The organism is Planctomycetota bacterium, assembly GCA_021414025.1.
Taxonomy (GTDB): domain Bacteria; phylum Planctomycetota; class Phycisphaerae; order Phycisphaerales; family SM1A02; genus SYAC01.
In genome coordinates this window covers 571,256-592,323 of the sequence record JAIOPG010000002.1, presented here as the reverse complement: position 1 = coordinate 592,323, position 21,068 = coordinate 571,256, and the positions used below count along the sequence as shown (strand labels likewise).

The 21,068-nt window shown below is 65.1% G+C and carries 22 protein-coding genes; 9 read left to right on the top strand and 13 right to left on the bottom strand.

The annotated features are described in order from the left end of the window. Positions 1 to 6: 6 nt before the first annotated feature. Positions 7 to 1,158 (bottom strand): rhomboid family intramembrane serine protease, encoded by a 1,152-nt coding sequence (locus tag K8R92_03275; protein ID MCE9618913.1) that lies wholly within the window; start codon positions 1,156 to 1,158, stop codon positions 7 to 9. Between the two features lie 24 nt (positions 1,159 to 1,182). Between K8R92_03275 and K8R92_03270 the strand changes: the two genes are divergently transcribed. Together K8R92_03270 and K8R92_03265 are read left to right on the top strand one after the other, a co-directional pair. Then, positions 1,183 to 2,043, top strand: a complete 861-nt coding sequence (locus K8R92_03270; GenBank protein MCE9618912.1) for an ATP-binding cassette domain-containing protein — start codon at positions 1,183 to 1,185, stop codon at positions 2,041 to 2,043. A 22-nt stretch (positions 2,044 to 2,065) separates the two neighbouring features. After that, entirely contained in the window at positions 2,066 to 2,917 is an 852-nt protein-coding gene (locus tag K8R92_03265; GenBank protein MCE9618911.1) for an MlaD family protein, read from the top strand. 24 nt (positions 2,918 to 2,941) lie between these two features. Here K8R92_03265 and K8R92_03260 read toward each other — a convergent pair whose 3' ends face one another. The 4 genes from K8R92_03260 to xseA all read right to left on the bottom strand — a co-directional run bounded on the left by K8R92_03260 (position 2,942) and on the right by xseA (position 6,770). After that, entirely contained in the window at positions 2,942 to 3,580 is a 639-nt protein-coding gene (locus K8R92_03260; GenBank protein MCE9618910.1) for an OmpA family protein, read from the bottom strand. 167 nt (positions 3,581 to 3,747) lie between these two features. Next, complete coding sequence (locus K8R92_03255; GenBank protein MCE9618909.1) at positions 3,748 to 4,947, bottom strand: prepilin peptidase; 1,200 nt, start codon at positions 4,945 to 4,947, stop codon at positions 3,748 to 3,750. An 11-nt stretch (positions 4,948 to 4,958) separates the two neighbouring features. After that, on the bottom strand, positions 4,959 to 5,222 hold the full coding sequence (gene xseB, locus K8R92_03250) for an exodeoxyribonuclease VII small subunit (protein MCE9618908.1): 264 nt from the start codon (positions 5,220 to 5,222) through the stop codon (positions 4,959 to 4,961). Positions 5,223 to 5,231: 9 nt separating this feature from the next. Then, a complete protein-coding gene (gene xseA / locus K8R92_03245; GenBank protein ID MCE9618907.1) occupies positions 5,232 to 6,770 on the bottom strand; it encodes an exodeoxyribonuclease VII large subunit in 1,539 nt (512 codons plus the stop codon). A 30-nt stretch (positions 6,771 to 6,800) separates the two neighbouring features. Between xseA and recG the strand changes: the two genes are divergently transcribed. The 4 genes from recG to K8R92_03225 all read left to right on the top strand — a co-directional run bounded on the left by recG (position 6,801) and on the right by K8R92_03225 (position 11,792). Beyond that, positions 6,801 to 8,936, top strand: coding sequence for an ATP-dependent DNA helicase RecG (gene recG / locus K8R92_03240; protein ID MCE9618906.1), 2,136 nt, complete (start codon positions 6,801 to 6,803; stop codon positions 8,934 to 8,936). 68 nt (positions 8,937 to 9,004) lie between these two features. Further along, positions 9,005 to 9,691: an ATP-binding cassette domain-containing protein gene (locus K8R92_03235; GenBank protein MCE9618905.1), complete on the top strand. Its 687-nt coding sequence runs from the start codon at positions 9,005 to 9,007 to the stop codon at positions 9,689 to 9,691. Beyond that, complete coding sequence (locus tag K8R92_03230; GenBank protein MCE9618904.1) at positions 9,691 to 10,965, top strand: ABC transporter permease; 1,275 nt, start codon at positions 9,691 to 9,693, stop codon at positions 10,963 to 10,965. The genes K8R92_03235 and K8R92_03230 overlap by 1 nt, the downstream gene beginning before the upstream one ends. Before the next feature lie 2 nt (positions 10,966 to 10,967). Next, a complete protein-coding gene (locus K8R92_03225) occupies positions 10,968 to 11,792 on the top strand; it encodes a DUF3299 domain-containing protein (protein MCE9618903.1) in 825 nt (274 codons plus the stop codon). A 54-nt stretch (positions 11,793 to 11,846) separates the two neighbouring features. Here K8R92_03225 and K8R92_03220 read toward each other — a convergent pair whose 3' ends face one another. After that, positions 11,847 to 12,641 carry a 2-C-methyl-D-erythritol 4-phosphate cytidylyltransferase gene (locus K8R92_03220; GenBank protein ID MCE9618902.1) on the bottom strand — a complete coding sequence of 265 codons (795 nt, stop codon included), beginning with the start codon at positions 12,639 to 12,641 and terminating at the stop codon, positions 11,847 to 11,849. A gap of 30 nt (positions 12,642 to 12,671) precedes the next feature. After that, the gene (rsmD, locus tag K8R92_03215) at positions 12,672 to 13,274 is read right to left on the bottom strand and encodes a 16S rRNA (guanine(966)-N(2))-methyltransferase RsmD (protein ID MCE9618901.1); all 603 of its coding nucleotides are present in this window, start codon (positions 13,272 to 13,274) and stop codon (positions 12,672 to 12,674) included. A 45-nt stretch (positions 13,275 to 13,319) separates the two neighbouring features. Between rsmD and K8R92_03210 the strand changes: the two genes are divergently transcribed. Further along, positions 13,320 to 14,117, top strand: coding sequence for an alpha/beta fold hydrolase (locus K8R92_03210; protein ID MCE9618900.1), 798 nt, complete (start codon positions 13,320 to 13,322; stop codon positions 14,115 to 14,117). A gap of 47 nt (positions 14,118 to 14,164) precedes the next feature. Here K8R92_03210 and K8R92_03205 read toward each other — a convergent pair whose 3' ends face one another. From K8R92_03205 to K8R92_03195, 3 genes are read right to left on the bottom strand one after another with little or no spacing between them, the layout of a single operon-like run. Beyond that, positions 14,165 to 16,030 (bottom strand): ABC transporter ATP-binding protein/permease, encoded by a 1,866-nt coding sequence (locus tag K8R92_03205; GenBank protein MCE9618899.1) that lies wholly within the window; start codon positions 16,028 to 16,030, stop codon positions 14,165 to 14,167. Continuing rightward, on the bottom strand, positions 16,030 to 17,355 hold the full coding sequence (gene aroA, locus K8R92_03200) for a 3-phosphoshikimate 1-carboxyvinyltransferase (protein ID MCE9618898.1): 1,326 nt from the start codon (positions 17,353 to 17,355) through the stop codon (positions 16,030 to 16,032). The genes K8R92_03205 and aroA overlap by 1 nt, the downstream gene beginning before the upstream one ends. Next, positions 17,352 to 17,687 carry a co-chaperone GroES gene (locus tag K8R92_03195; protein ID MCE9618897.1) on the bottom strand — a complete coding sequence of 112 codons (336 nt, stop codon included), beginning with the start codon at positions 17,685 to 17,687 and terminating at the stop codon, positions 17,352 to 17,354. Before K8R92_03195 ends, aroA begins: the two co-directional genes overlap by 4 nt. A gap of 54 nt (positions 17,688 to 17,741) precedes the next feature. Between K8R92_03195 and K8R92_03190 the strand changes: the two genes are divergently transcribed. After that, a complete protein-coding gene (locus tag K8R92_03190; protein ID MCE9618896.1) occupies positions 17,742 to 18,263 on the top strand; it encodes an adenine phosphoribosyltransferase in 522 nt (173 codons plus the stop codon). 43 nt (positions 18,264 to 18,306) lie between these two features. On the opposite strand, the gene K8R92_03185 is transcribed toward K8R92_03190, so the two are convergent. Next, positions 18,307 to 18,444 carry a hypothetical protein gene (locus K8R92_03185; GenBank protein ID MCE9618895.1) on the bottom strand — a complete coding sequence of 46 codons (138 nt, stop codon included), beginning with the start codon at positions 18,442 to 18,444 and terminating at the stop codon, positions 18,307 to 18,309. A gap of 108 nt (positions 18,445 to 18,552) precedes the next feature. Between K8R92_03185 and hppD the strand changes: the two genes are divergently transcribed. Beyond that, positions 18,553 to 19,755 carry a 4-hydroxyphenylpyruvate dioxygenase gene (gene hppD, locus K8R92_03180; GenBank protein MCE9618894.1) on the top strand — a complete coding sequence of 401 codons (1,203 nt, stop codon included), beginning with the start codon at positions 18,553 to 18,555 and terminating at the stop codon, positions 19,753 to 19,755. A 34-nt stretch (positions 19,756 to 19,789) separates the two neighbouring features. On the opposite strand, the gene K8R92_03175 is transcribed toward hppD, so the two are convergent. Further along, positions 19,790 to 20,377 (bottom strand): DUF3313 domain-containing protein, encoded by a 588-nt coding sequence (locus K8R92_03175; GenBank protein MCE9618893.1) that lies wholly within the window; start codon positions 20,375 to 20,377, stop codon positions 19,790 to 19,792. After that, on the bottom strand, positions 20,374 to 21,039 hold the full coding sequence (locus tag K8R92_03170; GenBank protein MCE9618892.1) for an RNA pseudouridine synthase: 666 nt from the start codon (positions 21,037 to 21,039) through the stop codon (positions 20,374 to 20,376). Before K8R92_03170 ends, K8R92_03175 begins: the two co-directional genes overlap by 4 nt. Positions 21,040 to 21,068 lie beyond the last annotated feature (29 nt).

The window sequence follows — 21,068 nt, the reverse complement described above, 5'->3', positions numbered from 1 at the left end:
GCGGGATCAACGCGACCGGCGGCTTGCCTCGCGCAGGATCTCGCGCTCGTGATCGGTCAAGGCCTGCAGGCCGCCCTTGCGAATCTTGTCCAGAATGCGGTCGACCGTCGCCGCGTCCGGGCCGGATTCCCGTCCGCTGCTGGCCTTGAGTTTGCGCGTGCGGCTGGTGGGATCGGCCCTTCCCAGCCAATTGAACATGCCGTGCAGTGAGTCGGGGTGGCGGATGAACCAGTAGCCGGCGATCGCCCCGCCCAGATGGGCCGCCTCGCCGCCGGCGTTGCCGCTGCGCAGATAGATGGTGAGCAGCGCGATGGCCACCAGCGTGTAGGCCAGAGTGCGCAGCGGCATCGGCAGAATGAAAAAGACCAGCACCTGCGCCGTCGGCGCCAGATAAGCCGCCGCCATGATCACGCCGAAGATGCCGGCGCTGGCCCCGACCAGCGGCGTGTTCGGATCGTCCACCAGCACGAAGGGAATCTTGTAGGCGGGAAAGAGCGCCGTCGCCTGGATCCCCAGGAAATTCAGCAGCAGGTACATGCCCGCCCCGGCAATGCCGCAGATCAGGTAGAAGGCAAGGTAGCGCTTGCCGCCCAGGTAGCGCTCCACCAGCGGGCCGAAGAAGTAGAGGCCGATCATGTTGAAGAGCAGATGGCTGAGGTTGGCGTGCAGGAACTGGAATCCGATGAAGCGCCAGAGCTCGAATCCGCGGCCCGGCGGGCTGCTGGAACTCCACAGGGCGGTGCTGGTCGAGAAATAGAGCCACGACTTGAGCGGCGTCGTGACCTGATACCAGGCGAAGCCCACGATCTCGCCATTGATCTCAAGGGGCTGGATGCCGATCTCGCTCTTGTCCACCTTCAGGATGTTCTTGACCATGTAGATGATCGGCACCAGAGCGCGGTCGGTGTTCGCGGCCTCCTGGAACGAGAGGACCTTGCCCCCCGAAGCGACCTGCTTCGCCATCGACGGAGGAATCGGCTGTCCGTCGGTGGTGGTCGAGCCCAGGAACATCCAGCCGGGCACCGACTTGGCCAGGAATCCATCAATGACGAAGATGGCGACGCACGCCGCGATGATCCAGGCGGTCACCGACCACCGGGGAAACGAGACGCGGTTGCGCCGTGAGGGTCTCATCCAGTCGCGGTTCTCGGAGGCCATGAATCCCAAAGCCTATCGTCTTCGATGCGACGCGGTGGACGCGGGAAATCCCACCGCCCCGGCGCCGGCCGCTTGCACAGAAGGCCTGCGTGCGACGATGATGCAGTGGTGTCCCCTTCCCAGGCTCAAGCCTTTCGCGTCGAGGATTTGCACAAGTCGTACGGCCCGCTGCATGTGCTCAAGGGGATCTCCATCGACTTCACCCGGGGCAAGACCACCGTGGTGCTGGGGCCCAGCGGATGCGGCAAGAGCGTGCTGCTGCGCCATCTGGTCGGACTGGAGAAGCCCAACCGCGGCAAGGTCTGGTTCGGCGATGTGCGCATCGACCTGCTCACCGAGCGCGAGCTGACCCTGCCGCGGCGGCAGATCGGCTTCCTCTTCCAGCAAGGCGCCCTCTTCGACTCACTCACGGTGGAGGAGAACATCGCCTTCCCGCTGATCGAGCATGGCGTGGCGACCGGACCCAAGGCCCACGCCATGGTGGAGCATGTTTTGCACATGGTCGGGCTGGGCGAGAAGATCGCCCAGATGCCTGCATCGCTTTCCGGCGGGCAGCGCAAGCGGCTGGCCCTGGCGCGGGCCATTGTGATGGAGCCCGCGGCCGTGCTCTACGACGAGCCCACCACCGGTCTCGACCCCATCACCAGCGACATCATCAACGAGCTCATCATGAAGCTGGCGCGGGAGCTGAAGATCACCAGCATCGTGGTCACGCATGACCTGGCCAGTGCCTTCAAGGTGGCCGACCGCATCGTCATGCTGCACGAGGGCGAAGTGGTGATGGAGGGCACGCCCGACAAGGTGCGGCAATCCAAGCTGCCGGTGGTGTCGCGCTTCCTCAGGGGAGAGGCGAGCCCCGAGGAACTCGCCGAGATCCAGTCTTGAACTTAGGATAGAACCCTCCCTCATGCTCACCCCCCGTCACCGAGATTTCGTCGTCGGCGTCTGCTCGATCATTGCGCTGCTGGGGCTGGCCACGCTGCTGCTGCTCTTCGGCGAACTGACCTGGCTCTTCCAGAAAACCTATCCGGTGCAACTGCAGGCCAACAGCGCGGCGGGTCTGCGCGAGGGCAGCCAGGTCATGCTCGAAGGCGTGGTCGTGGGACAGGTCGGCGAGATCCTGATCATTCCGGAGGAGCCCAACCCGGTCCGCATGACGCTGACCATCCACGAGAAGGCGCGGCTGCCGGTCGGAGTCGTGCCGACGATCCAGACCATGCTGATCGGCGGCGGCAGCAAGATCGACCTGAAGATTCCCGCCGCCTACACCAAGAGCGACGGCCTGATCGACCCGACCAAGACCACCGTGCTGGTGGCCCGCTTCACGACCATCACCGACCGGCTGGAAGCGATCGGCACCGGCGTGGAGCAGGTGGTGGCCAGCGCCAAGGCCTGGCTGGGCGACGAGCAATTGCGGCAGGATTTCAAGAGCGCCGTGTGGAAGGCCAATCAGCTCATCGAGCAGGCGACCGCGACGGTCGACAGCATCACCAAGCTCTCCACGCAGCTTCGCACCGATTCCCACGAGCTGATGGACAAGGTCGCCCCGGCCTTCGCGGGACTGACGGCGACGCTGGATGAGATCCGCGAACTGGCAAAGAAGGCCTCCACCGGCGAGGGCACCGTGGGTCGCCTGATGAATGATCCCGAACTCTTCGAGAATCTCACCGATGCCTCGCGGCGACTCGAACTGACGATGCGCGACCTCCAGCTCCTGATCCGAAAGATCAAGGAGGAAGGTCTGGGCGTCAGCTTCTAGAGAAGAGGACGGTCGACGAATCGATCAGCCGTCGACCACGATCACTTCAACGCGGCGGCTCAGGGCCTTGGTCTTCAGCGGCGCGTCGGGCCCGAAACTGGAGAGCGAGATGTCCTTGCCGTCGAGCCCCTTGCCGATGATGTACTCGCGCACCGCGTAGGCCCGGTCGAAGCCGAGGTAGTAGTTGTTCTTGAAGGCGGACTTCTTGATCGGATCGGTGTCGGTGAAGCCGGCGACGCGGATGAGCTTGCCGGAGTACTTCTCCTTGAGCTTCGCGGCCACCTTGTCCAGGCTCTTCTTCGAACTGTCCTTCAGGGTCGCCTTGCCGGAGTCGAAGAGCACGTCGCCCTCGATGCTGACGTGCAGCTCATTGCCGACGCGGCTGGTGGTCACGCCTTCGATGCCGGCGAAATTCTTGTCGTTGCCCGAAGAGCTCAGCGATCCGCCGCCGGCCTTCAGCTTGGCCTCGGCATCATCGGCGCGGGTCACGGCGGCCAGGCGTTCGCGCTCGGCAGCCTCCAGCGCGGCATTGCGATCATCGAGCTGCTTGCGCAGGGTCTCATTCTCCGAAGTGAGCTGGTCGGTGGTCGGCTTGTTGTTGCAGCCGACGAGGGCGCTGACGCAGACGAGGGCGAGAATGGAGCAAATGCGGGTGGTGTTCATGATCGGATTCCTTCAGGTTGACGAGCCCCCAACATGTCCCGGCGAGACATGATTCGAGCTCCAATTTTGCGTGTGGCGGCAGTGCAAACGCCGCGAGGAGTTTTGTCAAGCCTTGGGAAGGAAATTTGCGGGATTCCCGCTGAATTTTCACCGCCGCGTCGAGCCGGTCACTCGCCCGAAGCCATCGGCATGAGCAACGATCGAAGGAAAGGATCGATCCAGGGCGAGCCGAGGAAGGAGACGACGCATGCCACCGCCAGATAAGGCCCGTAGGGAACCTCCCGCGAGCGGGTGCCAAGGATTCGATGGAGTCCGCCGGAGAGTGCCAGCCACGCAAGGGCGATGAAGGGCGCCAGGAAATAGGCGGTCACCACAAACCGCCAGCCCAGGGCCGCCCCTGCGGCGCCGAGAATGTGCACGTCGCCCAGCCCCATCGCCTCGCGGCCAAAGGCAAGCGACCCCGCGATGCGCGTCGCCCAGATGATCCCGCCACCGGCGAGGAATCCCATCGACGAGATTCCCAGCGCCGCGAACGTGGCGCTATGACACCAGGCCTGCACCGCCTCGAGCGAGCCAATCCAGTAGCCGGCGGCCATGGCGATGGCGATCGGCAGCAGAAAGAGCACTTCCTTGAGCACTTCGATGCGCACCGTGCGCGGGCGGATCGTCTCCATGTCGCATCCGGCGAAGCTGCGCGGAAGAAGGCGCCGCCAGAGCAGGGCCGCCGAGATGGCGAGTCCGACCAGGCCGAAGACCGCCGCGACCTCCAGTGGAATCGGCAGCAGATCGAGTCCCCAGCGCGAGTGGTTGAAGCCCAGCTCGATGGAGGGCACCAGCGCCTGCATCCGCCAGAGCAGGAAAGCCGCGACCGTGGAAGCCGCCGTGATCCGGATGGGCACGTAGAAGGTCCGCGCGTCGATAAGCGAGACCGCCGCCAGCGTCGACCAGCAAGTCAGCACCGCCAGCAGCGCCGGCATCGTCGTCAGCGGTCCATTGCGGATCCACCACCAGGCATGATCGCTTGCACGCGCCTGCCATGGACCTGCGTAGAGCATGAAGTAGGTGCCGAAGAAGAGCATCCCCATGCAGAACTCGATCACCAGGTGCTCCACGCCGAAGCGCGTGCGGCAGGTGCGGCAGCGACCGTTGAGAAAAATGTAGGAGAGGATCGGGACATTCTCGAACCAGGAGAGCGCCCGTCCGCAGGCCGTGCAGCGGCTGGCGGGATGGATGATGCCCTGGCCGCGCGGCAGGCGCCAGGCAATCAGGTTGATGAAACTGCCGACGCAGGCCCCCGCCGCGAAGACAAAAAATCCCTGCACCAAATGCGGAAGCCACAGGTACATGCGATCCAGGACTCCATCCATGAAGGCTTGGATTACTCCCGCTCCTGCTTGCCCAGGGCCTCGGCGGTCAGCGTCTGGATGCGCTTGGCGGCGTTGTCCAGGATGGCGCGGCAGTGATTGGAGAGGGCGCGGCCGCGCTCGAAGGCTTTCAGGCTTTCCTCAAGGGAAATGGAGCCCGATTCAAGCTGGTCGACGATGGACTCGAGTTCCTTCATGGCCTCCTCGTAGCCCGTCGAGGGATCCACCGTTGTGGCCGTCGGATCCGAAGTCGCTTTGCCGGTCGATGACTTTGCCATGGCTGAAATCTACCCGCCCTTCTCGATCCGTGATCGGATCTCACCGTCGATCAGGACGGTGTGGATGATCTCGCCGGCCCGAGCCTGCGCGACGCTGCGCAGCAGCTTGCCGTCGGGCGAGCGCGTGATGGAGTAGCCGCGCGAGAGCGTGCCCTGCGGACCCACCGCCCGCAATTGCGATTCCAGCGCCACGAGCCGCTTGTCCGTGGTCGAATGGAAGTTCTTCATCGCGATGAGAAGGCGCTGACGGGCTGACTGCGAGCGCGCCTGCGAGCGAGCGAGCGTGGAGGCCGGCGAGACGGCGTCGAGGCGGCCCGAGAGTTCCAACGTGGTGCGCCGCGTCCGCTCGATGCGCGACAGCATTCGGTTCGAAATCTCCCGCGCGAGTAGATCCAGTCTTGCGGCGGGCAACTGCAACAAGCGCGCCGGATCACGCAGACAGGGACGGCTGGACATCTGCGAAAGGGCGAGCGACTTCGCGCTGCAGAATTGCAGCACCGCCTGGCGAAGCGAGGAGTCGACGTACTCCAATTGCTGGCGCAGCTCGCCGCGGTCGGGCAGCAGCCGGTTCATCGCCGCGGTGGGCGTGCTGGCGCGGAGGTCTGCCACCAGCTCGATGATCGAGGTGTCGGATTCATGGCCGATCGCGGCGACGACTGGCGTGGCGCAATGGAAAACCGCATCGGCGATCAGGCGGTCGTTGAAGGCTTCGAGATCCTCGCGGCTGCCGCCACCGCGGGTGACCAGGATCGCGTCGATGCGCAACCGCCTGGCGGCGAGATCGACGGCGCGAATCGCACCCGAGACTGCTGCCGCGGCGCCGAGCCCCTGGACGACGACATCGATCACGAAGATCGGCACTGAGGGGAAGCGCCGCGCGGCGACGGCGAGGCAATCCTGCAGCGCGGCGCCGGAGGCGCTGGTGATGATGGCGATTCCGCGCGGCAGCATGGGCAGCGGCCGCTTGCGGGCCTCCTCGAAATAGCCCAGTTGCTTCAACTCGGCGCAAAGCTGGCGGAACTTGGCATCCAGGTCGCCCTGGCCGGTGGCGCGGATCGACTCGACGATGAAGGAGAGGCGGCCGCCCTCGGCGTAATAGTTGAAGCGACCCTCGATGACGATCTTGAGGCCCTCGGCCAGCGGAACCTTGATCGAGGCGGCGCGGGACTTCCATACCACGCAGGAGATCACGGCGCCGGAATCCTTGATGGAGAAATAGAGGTGGCCGCTGTTGTTGGCGCCGCGGTAGCCGCCGACTTCGCCTTCGATGGCCAACTTTCCCAGCGACGCCAGCCGATCGTCGAGCAGTTGCGCCGCCTCGCTCACCTGCAGCGGGCGTTGCGCCACTGCCGATTGCGTCTCAGTTTGTGCTTCGGTCTCCACTGCAATTGGCTTGGACGCTTTGGACTTGGTCGCGCCAGCTTTTGCGGTGTCTTCGCCGGCGCTCCCCATCTGGGCCTCGGCCTTGGGCTTGGGCGCGTCGGCGTCCTCGGAGAAGTCGAAGAGCCCGCCCTTGGCAAAGGTTGGATCGAATGGAGGCCGCTTCATCGCTACGGGGTATCGTACGAAAGAGAGATCATGCCCGACGCCATCACCGCCAAGACTCGCATCGCGGACCTGCCGGGGTTGAACCCGCGGCTGGTGGAGCGGTTGAGCGCCTTCGAACTGCGCACCGCGGGCGACCTGGTGCGACACTTTCCCATGCGCCATGAGCGGCGGCTTGCGGAGCGCACCATCGCCCAGACGGAGAAGGAAGTCGCCGACGAGCAGGCCGTGGTCCGCGTCCGCGGAACGGTGGCCGCGGTCAAGGTTCGCAGAGGTCGCGGCGCCGTGGTGGAGGCAACGTTGGAGGATGAGAGCGGCAGCGCCCGCCTGATGTGGTTCAACGCAGGCTGGATGCGGGACAAGATTCACCCCGGCGACACCGGCGTCGCCGAGGGCAAGGCCAAGATTCGAAATGGCTTTCTGGAGCTGGGCAACCCACGCTGGATTCCCGACCGCGCTTCGGATGAGGCAGAGCCCAAGGCGCCCAAGCCCCCCAGCGCGCCAGCCGAATCGATGGATCGCCTTCGCGCGGTCTATCCCGCGTCGGAGCAGCTGCTCTCCAGCGAGATCGAGCTGGCGGTGGGAAAAGTCCTTCAGCCGGTCTGCGCCACGATCGAAGATCCCCTGCCGAGCGAGTTCCGCCAGGCCCGCGGTCTGATCGCGCTGGCCGAGGCCTATAGGCTCTATCACGACGCCCGCGACGATGAGGATGTCGCCGCGGCGCGCAAGCGCCTGGCCTACGACGAATTGTTTCTGCTGCAGTTGGGCGTCATGATGCGGCGGGCGCAGCTTCGCTCGCGCACCCGGGCGATTCCCCTGAAGCTCGAGCCCACCATCGACCAGCACATCCGCGCCCGGATTCCCTTCACGCTCACCGCCGAGCAGGATCGCGTCATCGGGGAAATCGCCAAGGACATGGGCGAGCCTTTTGCGATGAACCGACTGCTTCAAGGTGACGTGGGCAGCGGCAAGACTGCGGTCGCGGTCTACGCCATGCTGCTTGCGGTCGCTCACGGCCACCAGGCGGCGCTGGTCGCCCCCACTGAAATCCTCGCGGAGCAGCACTACGCAGTGCTGCGGAACATGCTCAAGGGCAGCCAGGTCCGCATCGCCTTCGTCACCGGCTCCAACACCGGCGCCGAGCGCATGGAGCGCGTCGCGGGCCTGGCCACCGGCAAATTCGACATCGCCATCGGCACGCACGCCCTGCTTGAGAGCGGCATCGCCTTTCGCAGCCTCGCCGTCGCCGTCATCGACGAGCAGCATCGCTTCGGCGTGAAGCAGCGCGCCGCCATCCGGCAAAAGGGCCAGGGCGAGTTGCCGCTGGTCCCCCACACGCTGGTCATGACCGCGACGCCGATTCCACGCACTTTGGCAATCACGCTCTACGGCGACCTGGATACCAGCGTGCTGCGCGGCATGCCGCCGGGGCGAACTCGCGTCATTACGCGCGTGGTCACGCCGGAGAAGGCGCCGGAGGTCTATGCCTATCTGCGCACGCGCCTCGATCGCGGCGAGCAGGCCTATGTGGTGGTGCCCGCTATCGAGGAATCCGACCTTGGATTGAAGGATGTCGCCAACCATGTGCGCTATCTGCAGGAAGGGCCGTGGAAGGGCATCGCCATCTCCTGCCTGCATGGCGCGATGACGCGCGAGGACCGCGAGGCCAACATGAAGGTCTTCCGCAGCGGCGCGGTGCAGGCGCTGGTGGCCACGATCATCATCGAGGTCGGCGTGGACATACCCAACGCCAGCATCATGGTGGTGGAGCACGCCGATCGCTTCGGCCTGGCGCAGCTGCACCAGCTGCGCGGGCGCGTCGGCCGCGGCGCCACGCCGAGCCTCTGCGTCTTCCTGGGCGATGCCGTCACGACCGAGGGCAAAGATCGGCTCGCGGCCATCGGTGCCACCGACGACGGATTCGAGATTGCCGAGACCGACCTGCGCATCCGTGGACCGGGCGAAGTGTTCGGCAGCCGCCAGTCGGGGCTGCCGCCCTTTCAAGTGGCGGACCTCACCCGCGACGCGGAGCTTCTGGGCCAGGCCCGCCAGGACGCCAAGGAATGGATCGACCGGGATCCGGAACTCGCCGCCGCGGGCGTGGCGGCGCTCAAGCACAAACTCATGCTCGCCTATGGCAAGGCGCTGGGACTGGGCGATGTCGGCTGATCGTCGGCTCCGAAGCAATTGAAATCCGAACTGGGCGTTGGGGCGGCTCGAAGTCTAAGATCCCCCCAATGTCCAACGCGATCCAACTTGACCATGTGGAATTTGACTATGGCGGAGGCTTCGCGCTGTCGATTCCTTCGCTCGCGCTGGCCAAGGGCGAGATGGCTTTGATCTCCGGCGGCTCGGGCTCGGGCAAGAGCACGCTGCTCTGGATCGTGGCCGGCTTGCTGCGGGCGCGCCGCGGCAGCATCATGGTCGCGGGCGAGCGGATCGATGGAGTTTCAGAGAGCGCCGCCGATCGGATCCGCGCGAGGCGCATCGGCCTGGTCTTCCAGACGCACCATTTGCTGCCCAGCTTCACCGCGCAGGAGAATGTCTCGTTGGCGCTGATGGCCGCGGGCGAGCCCGAGCGCGACCACGCGCGGCGATCGCGCGAACTTTTGGCAAAGCTTGGCATCGAGCGCCCGGACGCCGCGGTGTCGACCATGAGCGTCGGGCAGCAGCAGCGCGTCGCCGTGGCCCGCGCCATCGTCTGCGCTCCCGCGGTGGTGCTGGCCGACGAGCCGACCGCCAGCCTGGACGAGGCCAACGCCATGCAAGCCATGGACCTGATCCAGCAGGCGTGCCGCGACGCGGGAGCGGCGCTCCTCTGTGCCAGCCATGACCGGGCGATGCAGTCGCGCTTCCAGCGCGTGATCGAGGTCGATTCGTTCGCCGCAAGTGCACGGGCCAACGCAAAATCGGGGACGCGCTGATGAACGACCTCTCGATCGTCGTCAACAGCCTGCGCTCGCGCCGACTGAGCACCGTGGTCACCGCCGGCAGCGTCGCGGTGGCGACCGCCCTGCTGCTCACCATGCTTTCGCTGCGCACCGCCAGCTTCGAGGCCTTCCAACGCGGCACCGGCACCACCCATCTGCTGGTCAGCGCCGACTCAAGCCCGCTGACCGCAGTGCTCAATGGCGTCTTCTACGCCAACGCGCCGTCGAATCCGATTTCGTGGAGCAAGTACCAGGAGATCAAGGGCGCCTTCCCCTACGACTGGGCGATCCCCACGCAGCAAGGCGATTCCTTCAAGGGCTTTCCCACTGCCGCCGTGGGTCCGGAGTTCTTCACGCGCTTCGAACCGGTGCGCGGCGAGCCGTGGAAACTGGCCGCCGGGCATTTCCCGTCGAAGACTTTCGAAGTCTGCCTGGGCTCGGCCGCCGCGGCGGGCACCGGCATTCAGGTCGGGCAGAAAATTGTCCTGACGCATGGCACAGGCTCGAGCCGCGAAACCGAGCACGCCCACGAACACGACGAGTTTCCCTTTGAAGTCGTCGGCATCTTGGAGCCCAGCGGATCGGCGCACGACCGCGCGGTCTTCATCAATCTTGAAAGCACCTGGATTCTTCACGCGCAGGAACGCCGCGAGCACGAGGGCATCGAAGGCGTGGCCACCGCCGCTGACCTCAAGGATGAAGATCGGAAGATCACCGGAATCCTGCTGCGCCTGCCCACGCGGCCCGGCCACGACGCCAGCGCCGCGGTGCAGCAGCAATTCGACGCGCTGCGCCGCGACACCAGCATCGTGGTGGCGCAGCCGGCGCAGCAGATCGACCGGCTCCGCTCGATCGTTGGCAACGTCGATGAATTGTTCATCGCCCTGGGCGCCGCGGTCCTGGTCTCCAGCGGCATCTCGATCCTGCTGGCCATGCACAATTCCATGGCGGAGCGGCGGCGACAGATCGCACTGCTCCGCGCCCTTGGCGTGGCGAGGTCGCGCATCACCGGGATGATCCTCACGGAGGCGACGCTGATCGGCTTTGCCGGCGCGTTGGCCGGCGCCCTGCTGAGCCTGGCCGGCAACGCGATCGCCTCCGGCGCCTTGAAGGCGCGCATCGGGCTCGTCGTCGACCCGTCACTGGACCCGCGCAGCACCTTGATCATTCTCGCCGGTGCTATTCTGCTTTCGGCGCTGGCCGGCGTGTTGCCGGCGATGAACGCCTATCGAACTTCCGTGGCGGAGAACCTGAGACCCGAGGCCTAGCCATGCGGATTGTCTGGAGCATTCTGGCGCTGATCTGCTTCGCCGCATTATTGGCGGTCATTTTCCCTACTCCGGCAGTGCGGCGCGACGAATCCGGCGAGCTTGCCGCGGTTTCTCCATCATCGAACCAGGCTGCTCCGTCGCCGACGATAGTCGCTGCGAAACCCGCGGCGGTCATTCCATCATCATCGGCGGCACCCACAACCGCGCAGCCGCCTGTGCAACCAATCGCCAAAGGTTCCGTCGCCAATCTCCCTGTCACTGCGGTCGAAAAGCCAAAGGCCGCTTCCACCGCGATCTCACCGGACTCGCTGAAGCTTGGGCTCGACCGCAAGATCGCCAACGCGACCATCGTTCCAGGCAACCTCATCAAGCAGAGCGACGGGTCGATTCTCGCCGACAACAAGTACCTCATCAGCGGCGCGGGCACGGAGGCGGATCCCTACAAGATCACCTGGGAGTGCCTCACCAGCGCCTCGCAGACCTACATTCCGCGCCTGCAACAAAATGCAATTCCGCAGCGCGTCGCCATGCTCGACGGCGCGTGGGTCCGCATCGAGGGGTACATGGCCTTTCCGCTGATGCTGCAGGAGAGCAGCGAGATCCTGGTGATGCTCAACCAATGGGACGGCTGCTGCATCGGCGTGCCGCCGACTCCCTACGACGCGATCGAAGTCAAACTCGCAACTCCGGTGAAGCCGGGGCGCCGCCACACCTTCAACTTCGGCACCATCACCGGCAAGTTCAAGGTCGATCCCTACCTCGTGGAGAACTGGCTGGTGGGCCTCTACCAGCTTGAGTCGGCGTCGCTGCAGTCGGACATGTGACGCGGACAGAAAATCAAAATTGATTTGATGGGGGAGCGAGATGCCACGTCTGCGCTAGAAGCGCTTGTGTACGGCGCGGCCCTCGGGGGCGGCGATGCCAAGCAGCAGGCGAATCGTGCGAAGATCGTCCGGAATCGTCACCTTCAAGTTGCGGAACTCACCATCCACCACCAGCACCTTTTCGCCCATGCGCTCCACCAGCGCCGCGTCGTCGGTGACGGCGCTGAGATCCGTCTGCTGATAGGCGCGGCGAAGCAAGTCCGCCTTGAACACCTGCGGGGTCTGCACCGCGACGAGATTCTTTCGATCCACCGTGGACTGCACGAACTTTCCCTTGGCCTTGGAGGCGTCGGCATCCTCGCCCAAAATCAGATCGGCGATCGCGTCCTCCTTCTCGGCTTCGACGACTTCCTCGTTGACGCGCTTGAGCGTGTCGGCCACCGGCAGCGCGGGGATCACCGCGTCGTGGCGTTTGGCGGCCTCGAAGACCCGCGAGATCAGGTCGTCGCTGGTGGCGGGCCGCGCCGCATCATGCACTGCAATGTGCGTGGCTTCGGCGGGGACCGCCTTGAGGGCGTTGCGGATGGTTTCCCACCGGTCGATGGTCCCGCCCGCAACGATCGTCACGCCGTGGAAGCTCAGCTGGGCACCGAAGCGATCGCGAAATTCCTGCATGTTGTTCGGCGGCGCTGCCACGATGATCGAGCGCACCTCATCGCGCTTGGTGAAAAGCTCCACGCTGCGCAGCAGCAGCGGCCGGCCGCCCAGATCCTGGCCGAGCTTGTCGCTGCCGAAGCGGGTGCTGCTTCCGGCGGCGGCGAGAATGATGGAGACGGAAAACGGATCCATGGTGCGCCGGAGTCTAAGCCAAGAACCGGATCATTCCGGGTTCGCGACTTGGGAAGCCTCGAAGTGCGGCATGTAGAGCAGCAGATTCTGCTGGGCGCCGTACTGACGCACCTCGGGGCCGTCGAAGCCCGCGATGGCCGGGGGCGGATTCGAAACGCCCGGCAGGCGCAGGATCAGGAAGCCCTTGGCGAGGAACAATTTCCGCGTGCGCGCCGCCTGTTCAAGCACTTGGCGCAATCCCTCCTCGGTTTCCACCAGGGCGAAGGGCGGATCCATCAGCACGATGTTGACCTCGGGGGCAGCGGCGCTGATCGCCGCCTCGCCAAGCGCATCCGCCTGGACCGCGACGGCGCGCTCGCCGCAACCCAGCGCCTCGATGTTCTCACGCAGCAGCGAATGGATCTTGCGATCCTTCTCGACCATGAAGACTTTGCTGGCTCCGCGGCTGACCGCCTCGATTCCCAGCGTGCCCACGCCGGCGAAGAGGTCGAGCACGCGGGCTCCTTCGAACCAACCGCGCAGAATGTTGAAGAGGCCTTCCTTGGTGCGGCTGCCCATCGGCCGGGTGAGGGCGTCATCCTTGGGCGTCTTGAGGATGCGTGAGCGGAATTCGCCGGCGATCACCTGGAGCATTCCGTGATGCTAGTGTGTCCGCGCCCGCAACCCGGGCGGCATTCCATGGCCGATCTCGCCACCACCCTTCCCCGATCCTTGCTGGCCCAGAGTCGCGTGCTTCGCCTAGGTCCATCGCGGACGCCGGCACTGCTGATCCATCCGCGCTTCGACAGGGCGAGCGGAAGCAGCGCGGGCAGCGCGCCCTACCTCTTCTGGATGCATGGCCGCACCGCGCAGAAGGAGCTCGACAGCGGGCGCTATCTGAGGTTGTTGCGGGCCGGCATCGCGACGGTGGCGATCGACCTGCCCGGCCATGGCGAGCGAGCCCAGAGCGAGCTGCAGACTTCAGAGCGCTCGCTGGAAGTCGTCGAATCGATGCTGGGCGAGCTGCCCGGCGTGCTCGAGGTGCTGAAGCAATTCCCCGAATTCGATTCCTCGCGCTGCGCCATCGGCGGCTTCAGCCTTGGCGCGATGACGGCGCTGGCGGCGATGTGCCGGCCACATCCCTTCAAGGCCGCGCTGATCGAGGCCTCGAGCGGCGATTGGAGCCAGCTCGTTTCGGCGCGTCACGATCCCGGCCGCGCCGCGAAGTTCGAGCCCCTTCGACACCTGGATTCCTGGAAGCCCACACCGCTTCTCGCCTTGCACGCCGCCGGAGATCAGATGGTTGCCGTGGGGCCGCAGCGCGACTTCATCGCCGAGATCCGCCGGCGCACCCCGGCGAGCCTTCCTGTTATCTGGCATGAATTCGGGCCGACCGGCGCCCCGGCAGAGCACATTGGATTCGGCACCTGCGCCGCGGAAGCCAAGACCCTCGGCACGAAATTTTTGGTCGAGCAACTTCTGCCCATCGCGCCCTGATCTCTTGCTTCGCCGACACGTGGCGTTGGCGACGAGACGCTGGGCGGCTAGCGCACCGCGACTTCGGGGGTGAGCATCTGCGTCGCCGCGATTCGCCGGTAGACATCGCAGCGCTTCAAAAGTTCCGCGTGCGTTCCCATGTCGACCACGCGGCCGAAATCCATCACCACGATCCGGTCCGCCGCCAGCACCGTGCTCAGGCGGTGAGCCACCACCAGAACCGTGCGCCCCACGCCGAACTCGGCGATCGCCTTGTTGATCTGCTCCTCGCTCTCGGCGTCCACCTGGCTGGTCGCTTCGTCCATCAGCAGGATTGCCGGGTCGCGCAGAATGGCGCGGGCGATGGCAATGCGCTGGCGCTGCCCGCCGGAAAGACTCGCCCCCTGCTCGCTGACATGGCCGTCGAGGCCTCCGGGAATGGCGGAGATGAAATCCCAGGCGCGGGCCCGTTTCGCCGCGGTCTCGACCTCGGCACGATTAGCGCGGCGGAAACCGAGCCGGATGTTCTCGTAGATGGTTCCCTGGATCAGCACCGATTCCTGCGTCACCAATCCGATTTGACGGCGCAGACTTTTCAGGTCAATGCCCTGGATGTCGACGTCGTCGACGAGGATGCGACCACCCGTAGGCGTGAGCAGACGCGGCACCATCGAAAGCAGCGTGGTCTTGCCGCAGCCGTTGGAGCCGACGATGGCGACGCGCTCGCCGTGGAGCACCGAGAAGTTGACCCCCGCCAGCGCAGGCTGCGGCGCGTTGGGATAGGCGAACACAACTCCTTCGAACTTGATCGACTGCGCGTGCCGCTTGAGTCCGGGCTTCCCTGTCTCGTTCTTGTCTTCGCGTGGGATCTTCAGAATGCTGCGAAGCCGCGCCGCCGGCGCCGCCGTGGCCTGGAACTCGTTGATGAAGCCGGTCAATGGCTTGAGGCTGTTGGCGCAAACCGCCAGCGCGCCCAGCGAAAGCAGGAAATTCTCGAACGAAAGTTCGCCGCCCAAGATGCTCTTGGCGGCGATCAGCGCCAGCCCGGCAACCACGAAGATCGCCAGCATCTCGATCAGCGGTCCCGAGAGCGCACGCGACTTGCGGACGCGCAGGTTCTGCCGCAGCACTTTGTGGTTGAACAGTGCGAAGCGGCGGATGGACTCCAACTCGGCGGTCGAGCCCTTCATGGTGCGCAATCCCTGCATCGACTCCTGCGTGGTCCGCAACAGCGACTCCTGCGCCTCCAGCGCGCCGCGCGTGCCTTTGCGGATCGACTTGCCGGTCTTGCGCAGAACGACGGCAAGGATCGGTCCCACCGTGCAGGAAACCAGGACCAGCCGCCAGTCGAAGTAGAGGGCCGCGGCCAGCGCCGCCACGCCCTTGGTGAGCTGCGCGATCGTCTTGCTGGTCAGCGCCTCGAACCCGCTGTTGAGCATCGTGACGTCGTTGTTGATGCGGCTGGTGAACTCGGCGGGTCCCTGCTTGGTGACGACCGAAAGCGGCAGATGGATCACATGGCGGAAGATCTCCAGGCGGATCTTCGCAGTGGTCCGCGCGCAGAGTCCCATGGCCACGAGCTGATGGATGAAATTGGCGGCGGCGCCGAAGACGGTCAGCACGCACAAACCCACCAGCAGGCAGACGACGCCGCCGTAGGGAGTCGTGGGCATCAACCCGATGATCCATTCCGGGGCCTGGATCCATTCTCCCCTCGCGTTGAAGTTGCGCAGAATCTGCTGCAGCGAGGTGCCATCCCTCAGAATGAGCTGCATCAAGGGCCCCAGGCTGAGCAGGCCCGCGCCCAAACCGCCGGCGCTGATGAAGGCGCCGATGAGCGCAATGATCGCCTCGTGCCTGGGGCGAAGAAGTCCACGTGCGAACCACCAAAAATCGCGCATCCCGCCAGTATCGTCGCTCTTGGGGTGATCCATCAAGTGCTCCCTCCAAAACCGGCCACCAGACGCTGCCAGGCGGGCCAGAATCCGGGCCAGCTCTTGCCGACGCACGCAGGGTCGGAAATCCGCACTCCGCCGCGGGCCGCGCCGGCAACTGCGGCGCTCATGGCGATGCGGTGATCGTTGCGCGGATCGACGACGATCTGGCGGTCATGCAAGGAGCGCCCGTCGACGCGAATCCAGTCGCCGCCGCACTCGACGGTCGCGCCCGCCGCCTGCAGCCAGGCGCCCATCGCCTCGATGCGATCACTTTCCTTGCCGGCGAGCGTGGACAGTCCGCGGATCTCGACGGGTGCCGAGGCAAAGGCCGCCGCAGCCATGACCGCCAGGCTTCCATCGGGCCAACGCGAGGCGTCGAGCACGCCGCCATTCAGCCGCGAGCCATATCGAATCGCCGATCCGCCGGCAGTCGAGCAGTCGACCGCGCCCAATTCGACGAGCGCGTCGAAGACCGCCATGTCCGGCTGGTGCGAACTTCGGGGAAGGCCCGCCACCGTCACTTCGCTGCCCGGCATGATCGCTGCCAGCGCCAGCCCATAGGCCGCGCTGGAGGCATCCGGTTCGATCGCGACATGAAATGCCTTCAAACGCGTCGGCTCCACGCGCAGCACGCCTTCGCTGGCTCGCCACGCTGCGGCGGCCCCCACCTTGCGCAGGCAATGCACCGTGAGATCAATGTAGGAAAGACTGGGCTGCTCGCCCTCGAGGCGCACTTCGACGCCGCGAGTGAGCCATGGGCCGATCAAGGCCAGCGCCGAAATAAATTGGCTGCTTGCGGCGGCGGGAATCCGGCATGAGCCACCCTTGCGGAACTCCTGCGTCGGCGTGATCGTGATCGGCAGTTGCGCGGAGGTCGATTGCTTGAGAGTCGCGCCGAGTGAATTCAATATGGAAACGCCATCTTGCATCGGCCGCTGGCGCAGTCGCGCCGATCCATCGAGCACGGAGCTGCCGCTCGCAAGACACGCGGCCGCCATCAGGAATCGCGCCGGCGTGCCGCCATCGACTGCGTCCAGATTTCCAAAGCCGGGGAAAGTTCCATCCACGCCGCGAATGACCAGCGGCCCGCGCTCCGGCCAGCGCACCGAGGCGCCCAAAGTCGCCAACCCGGCGCCAAGGGCCCGCGTGTCCGCGGAATCCAATGGATGGTCGATCGTGCTGGAGCCCTCGGCCAGCGCCGCCAGCATCATGAAACGCTGCGTCAGGCTCTTCGAGCCCGGCGGCAAGAACGCGCCGCGCACCGGCCCCGTCGCGCGGGGGGCGGAATGGACCTCGAGCCCTCCCTTGGCGCTTGCGGTCACTTCGCGGCATCCCCGTCGGTGGCGCGGAAGACCGCGACGATGTCCTCGATCGGCACCACGAAGAGGCGGTTGTCCCCCTCGAAATCCACGGGAATCCCATGGCGCGGGTTGAAGAGGATTCGGTCGTACTGGCGGATGGGGTAGTCCTCGTCGCGGGCGATCTGGGCGCTCAGCGCCACCACGCGGCCGGTCAGCGTGGGAATCTCCATCTTGTCAGGCAGATGGATACCCACCTTGGTGATCTTGCGGTCCTCGTCCTTGCGAATCAGCACCCGCTTGCCGATGGGCTCGACGGTCTCCAGCCGCAGGATCTTCGCCTTGGGTTCTGCCATGCCGCCATGGTAGCGGCGCTGGACAAGGAACCGATTTCGCCGTGCAATGCCCGCATGCCCACCACCCACCTTCGAAAATTGATCCGCGACGTTCCCGATTTTCCCAAGGCGGGGATTCTCTTCAAGGACATCACGCCGCTGCTCAACGATCCCGCGGCTCTTTCGATGGCGGTCGAATTGATGGCGAATCCTTTCCGAGGCAAGGGCATCCACGCCGTCGCCGGCGCCGAGAGCCGCGGCTTCATCTTCGGCATCGCGGTGGCGCAGGCGCTTTCGTGCGGCTTCATCCCGATTCGCAAGAAAGGCAAGTTGCCGCCGCCGGTTCGGGCTGTGACCTACGACCTGGAATATGGGCAGGACACGCTCGAGGTGCGCGAGGACGCGGTCGCCAACGGCAAGAAGATCCTGATGGTCGATGATCTGCTGGCCACCGGCGGAACCATGAAGGCGTGCGTGGATCTGATGAAGAGCCTGGGAGCGAATGTGTTTGGCGCGACGGTGTTGATCGAGCTCAAGGCGCTCCAGGGGCGGGCGGTCCTGCCCGGGCTGGAAATCCACGCTCCGATCGTCTACTGAAGAGCGTCTGCGAAACCCGGATTGCGCCGCGGCATTCCGCAGATTAATTCTTGCTCGGGGCCATGTTCACAGGGGGCTGCAGCTCCTTGGCCGTGCCCGCGGTGAAAAGAACGAAGAGAAAGATGATCGCGAAGCCGATCAGGGCCGCGATAAAGAGTGCGATGGCTTTGCGATTGTTCATGGGTGGAACCTTGCGGGCAAGCATACCGACCAAAAGTCGCGGCGAAAATCTCCGCCTCGACCGCGCTTCCCTGCTTTGCTCCCAGTCCCGGCGGACTAGAATGCCCTCATGCACAAGACCGCTCCAACCACTTCAGCCAACGCCGCGGCCGTCACCGATCCGCTCGCCCTGATCGATGTGGACTATGTCCACTTCATCGTCGGCAACGCCAAGCAGAGCGCGTTCTTCTACGCCCAGGCCTTTGGCTTCCAGATCGACCAGATCTCCGACCTCACCACCGACAACCGCGAGAGCGCCAAGTACCTGCTCACCCAGGGCAACATCCGGCTGCTGCTGGAGACGCCGCTGACCAAGGCCCATCCGTGGAACCAAGAGCTGGTCCGATTCGGCGACGGCATCAAGGACATCGCCCTGACGGTTTTCGACGCGACCAAGGCCTATGAACAGGCCTTGAAAAACGGCGGCGAGAGCGCCTACCAGCCCTACACGCTGTCGGACTCGACGGGCTCAGTGACGTTCGCCGGCATTAAGACCTACGGCCGCGTGCAGCACACCTTCGTCAGCCGCAGCGGCGACTACGCCCTGACCAAGCTCAAGACCGGCGGCCTCTTCCTGCCGAAATTCGCCAAGGTCACGGACAACAAGCTCAACGACTACAACCGCGAGCACAGCTGCGGATTGAAGTTCTTCGACCACTGCGTGGGCAACGTCGAGCTGGGCAAGATGAACCACTGGGTGGAGTGGTATGAGCATGTCATGGGCTTCAAGATGTTCAAGCACTTCGACGACGCGGACATCTCCACCGACTATTCGGCGCTGATGAGCAAGGTGATGGCCAGCGGCAACCACCTGATCAAGATGCCGATCAACGAGCCCGCCCCCGGCAAGCGCAAGAGCCAGATCCAGGAGTTCCTGGATTGGCACGACCAGACTCCGGGCGTGCAGCACCTGGCCTTCCGCACCGACGATGAGCTCGCCAGCGTCGCCGAGTTGCGCCGCCGCGGCGTGGACTTCCTGACGATTCCCGAGGCCTACTACAAGAATGTCTGGGAGCGGGTCAACGCCATGCTCACCAAGAGCGGGCACCAGGCCGTCAAGGAGGATCATCAGCGGGTCCGCGACCTGGGCATTCTGGTCGACGCCGACGACGAGGGCTACCTGCTGCAGCTCTTCACCAAGCCGCTGCAGGATCGCCCCACCATGTTCTTTGAAATCATTTGTCGCCGCGGAAGCCAGAGCTTCGGCAAGGGCAATTTCAAGGCGCTCTTCGAGTCGCTGGAAATTGAGCAGGAACGCCGCGGCAACCTTTGAGGCACGGGGCTTTTGCCGCAGTTGAGCCGGAAATTTATTTTGACTTCAGCAGCGTGCCGAACGCATCCGCGATGGATTTCAATCCCGCCTGGGCGCTGCCCCAGGTGCTGAGTTTTTCAGCGGAGAATCGCTGCGTGTCCTGCGTGTCGGCGTAGGCGGCGACCGGAGCCGCGTTCCCTCCATCGATGGCGTACATCTCGACCGCCACGAAGCCATAGCCCCGGCGGCGCACCTGGGTCTGCGGCGCGATGTTGAACAAGGGCTCGTTGGCCTCGAGTCCCGTGATGACGGCGCGGATCTCCAGCACGCCCGGACCCAGCCCGGAGGCGGCCGGAAGACCCACCACGGAAATGATCTCATTGCGAAACTGAATCGCCAATGCACTTGCCCCGTCCGGATCTCCGCCATCCGAGACGAGTTGGACATCGTGGACCAGGACGGACTTGAAGTCGCCCAGCGACATGGAGTGATTCTTGTAGCTGTAGCTTTCGCTGTTCGGATTGAAGGTGAGCGGGATGGTGCCGGGAATAAATCCGACCAGCGGCTCGATGAATTCCCGGTTGCGGCAGGAGGCGCCCGCAGCGACCACGGTGGCCAGGAAAAGATGCTTGGCAAGTTTCATGGAACAAACCTCGGGGGTGGCGGTGCGATCACAGTGACTCCCGCCACGATCAACTTCCATGCATGAAGCGACGAATTTGCGGGGCCGGGACCGCCGTAGAGCGTGTCCCCTTCCAGTGGATGCTCCAGATAGGCGAAGCCCGCGCGGATCTGGTGGCGCCGACCGGGGCCGATGAGCTCGACTTCGACCACATCCACGCCACGGGCCACAATCGTGCGCAGCACCTTCCACTTGCAGCGGCCGCCCGTTTCCCACGAGCCCGCGCGCGACACCGTGGTCTTGGCGGAGCGCTTGTAGCGGCCTTCGAAATGAAGGCGAAAGTTGCCCTCCTTTTCGATGCCGGCCTTCATCAGGGCCAGATAGGTTTTCTGAATGGTGCCGTCGGCGCCGCCCATCGCGGTGCGAAGCCGCTCATGCGCCGCAAGCGTCTTGGCGATCAGCAGACAACCCGAGGTGGTCTGATCTAGCCGGTGGCACAAACCGGATTCCGGAAGTTCAATCGCGGATGGCTCGCAGCGGGCTCGCCAGGATTGCACGCTCTCGCCGGTGTCGCCCTCGCGCGACACCGAGTGCCACCCCGCGGGCTTGTTCACCACCAGCCATTCCTTGGTCTCGTGCAACACCACGGGCTGCATGCTCGGGGTCGTCACGGGGTTGCTCATCACCGCAGAATAACGCCTGAACACCTCGC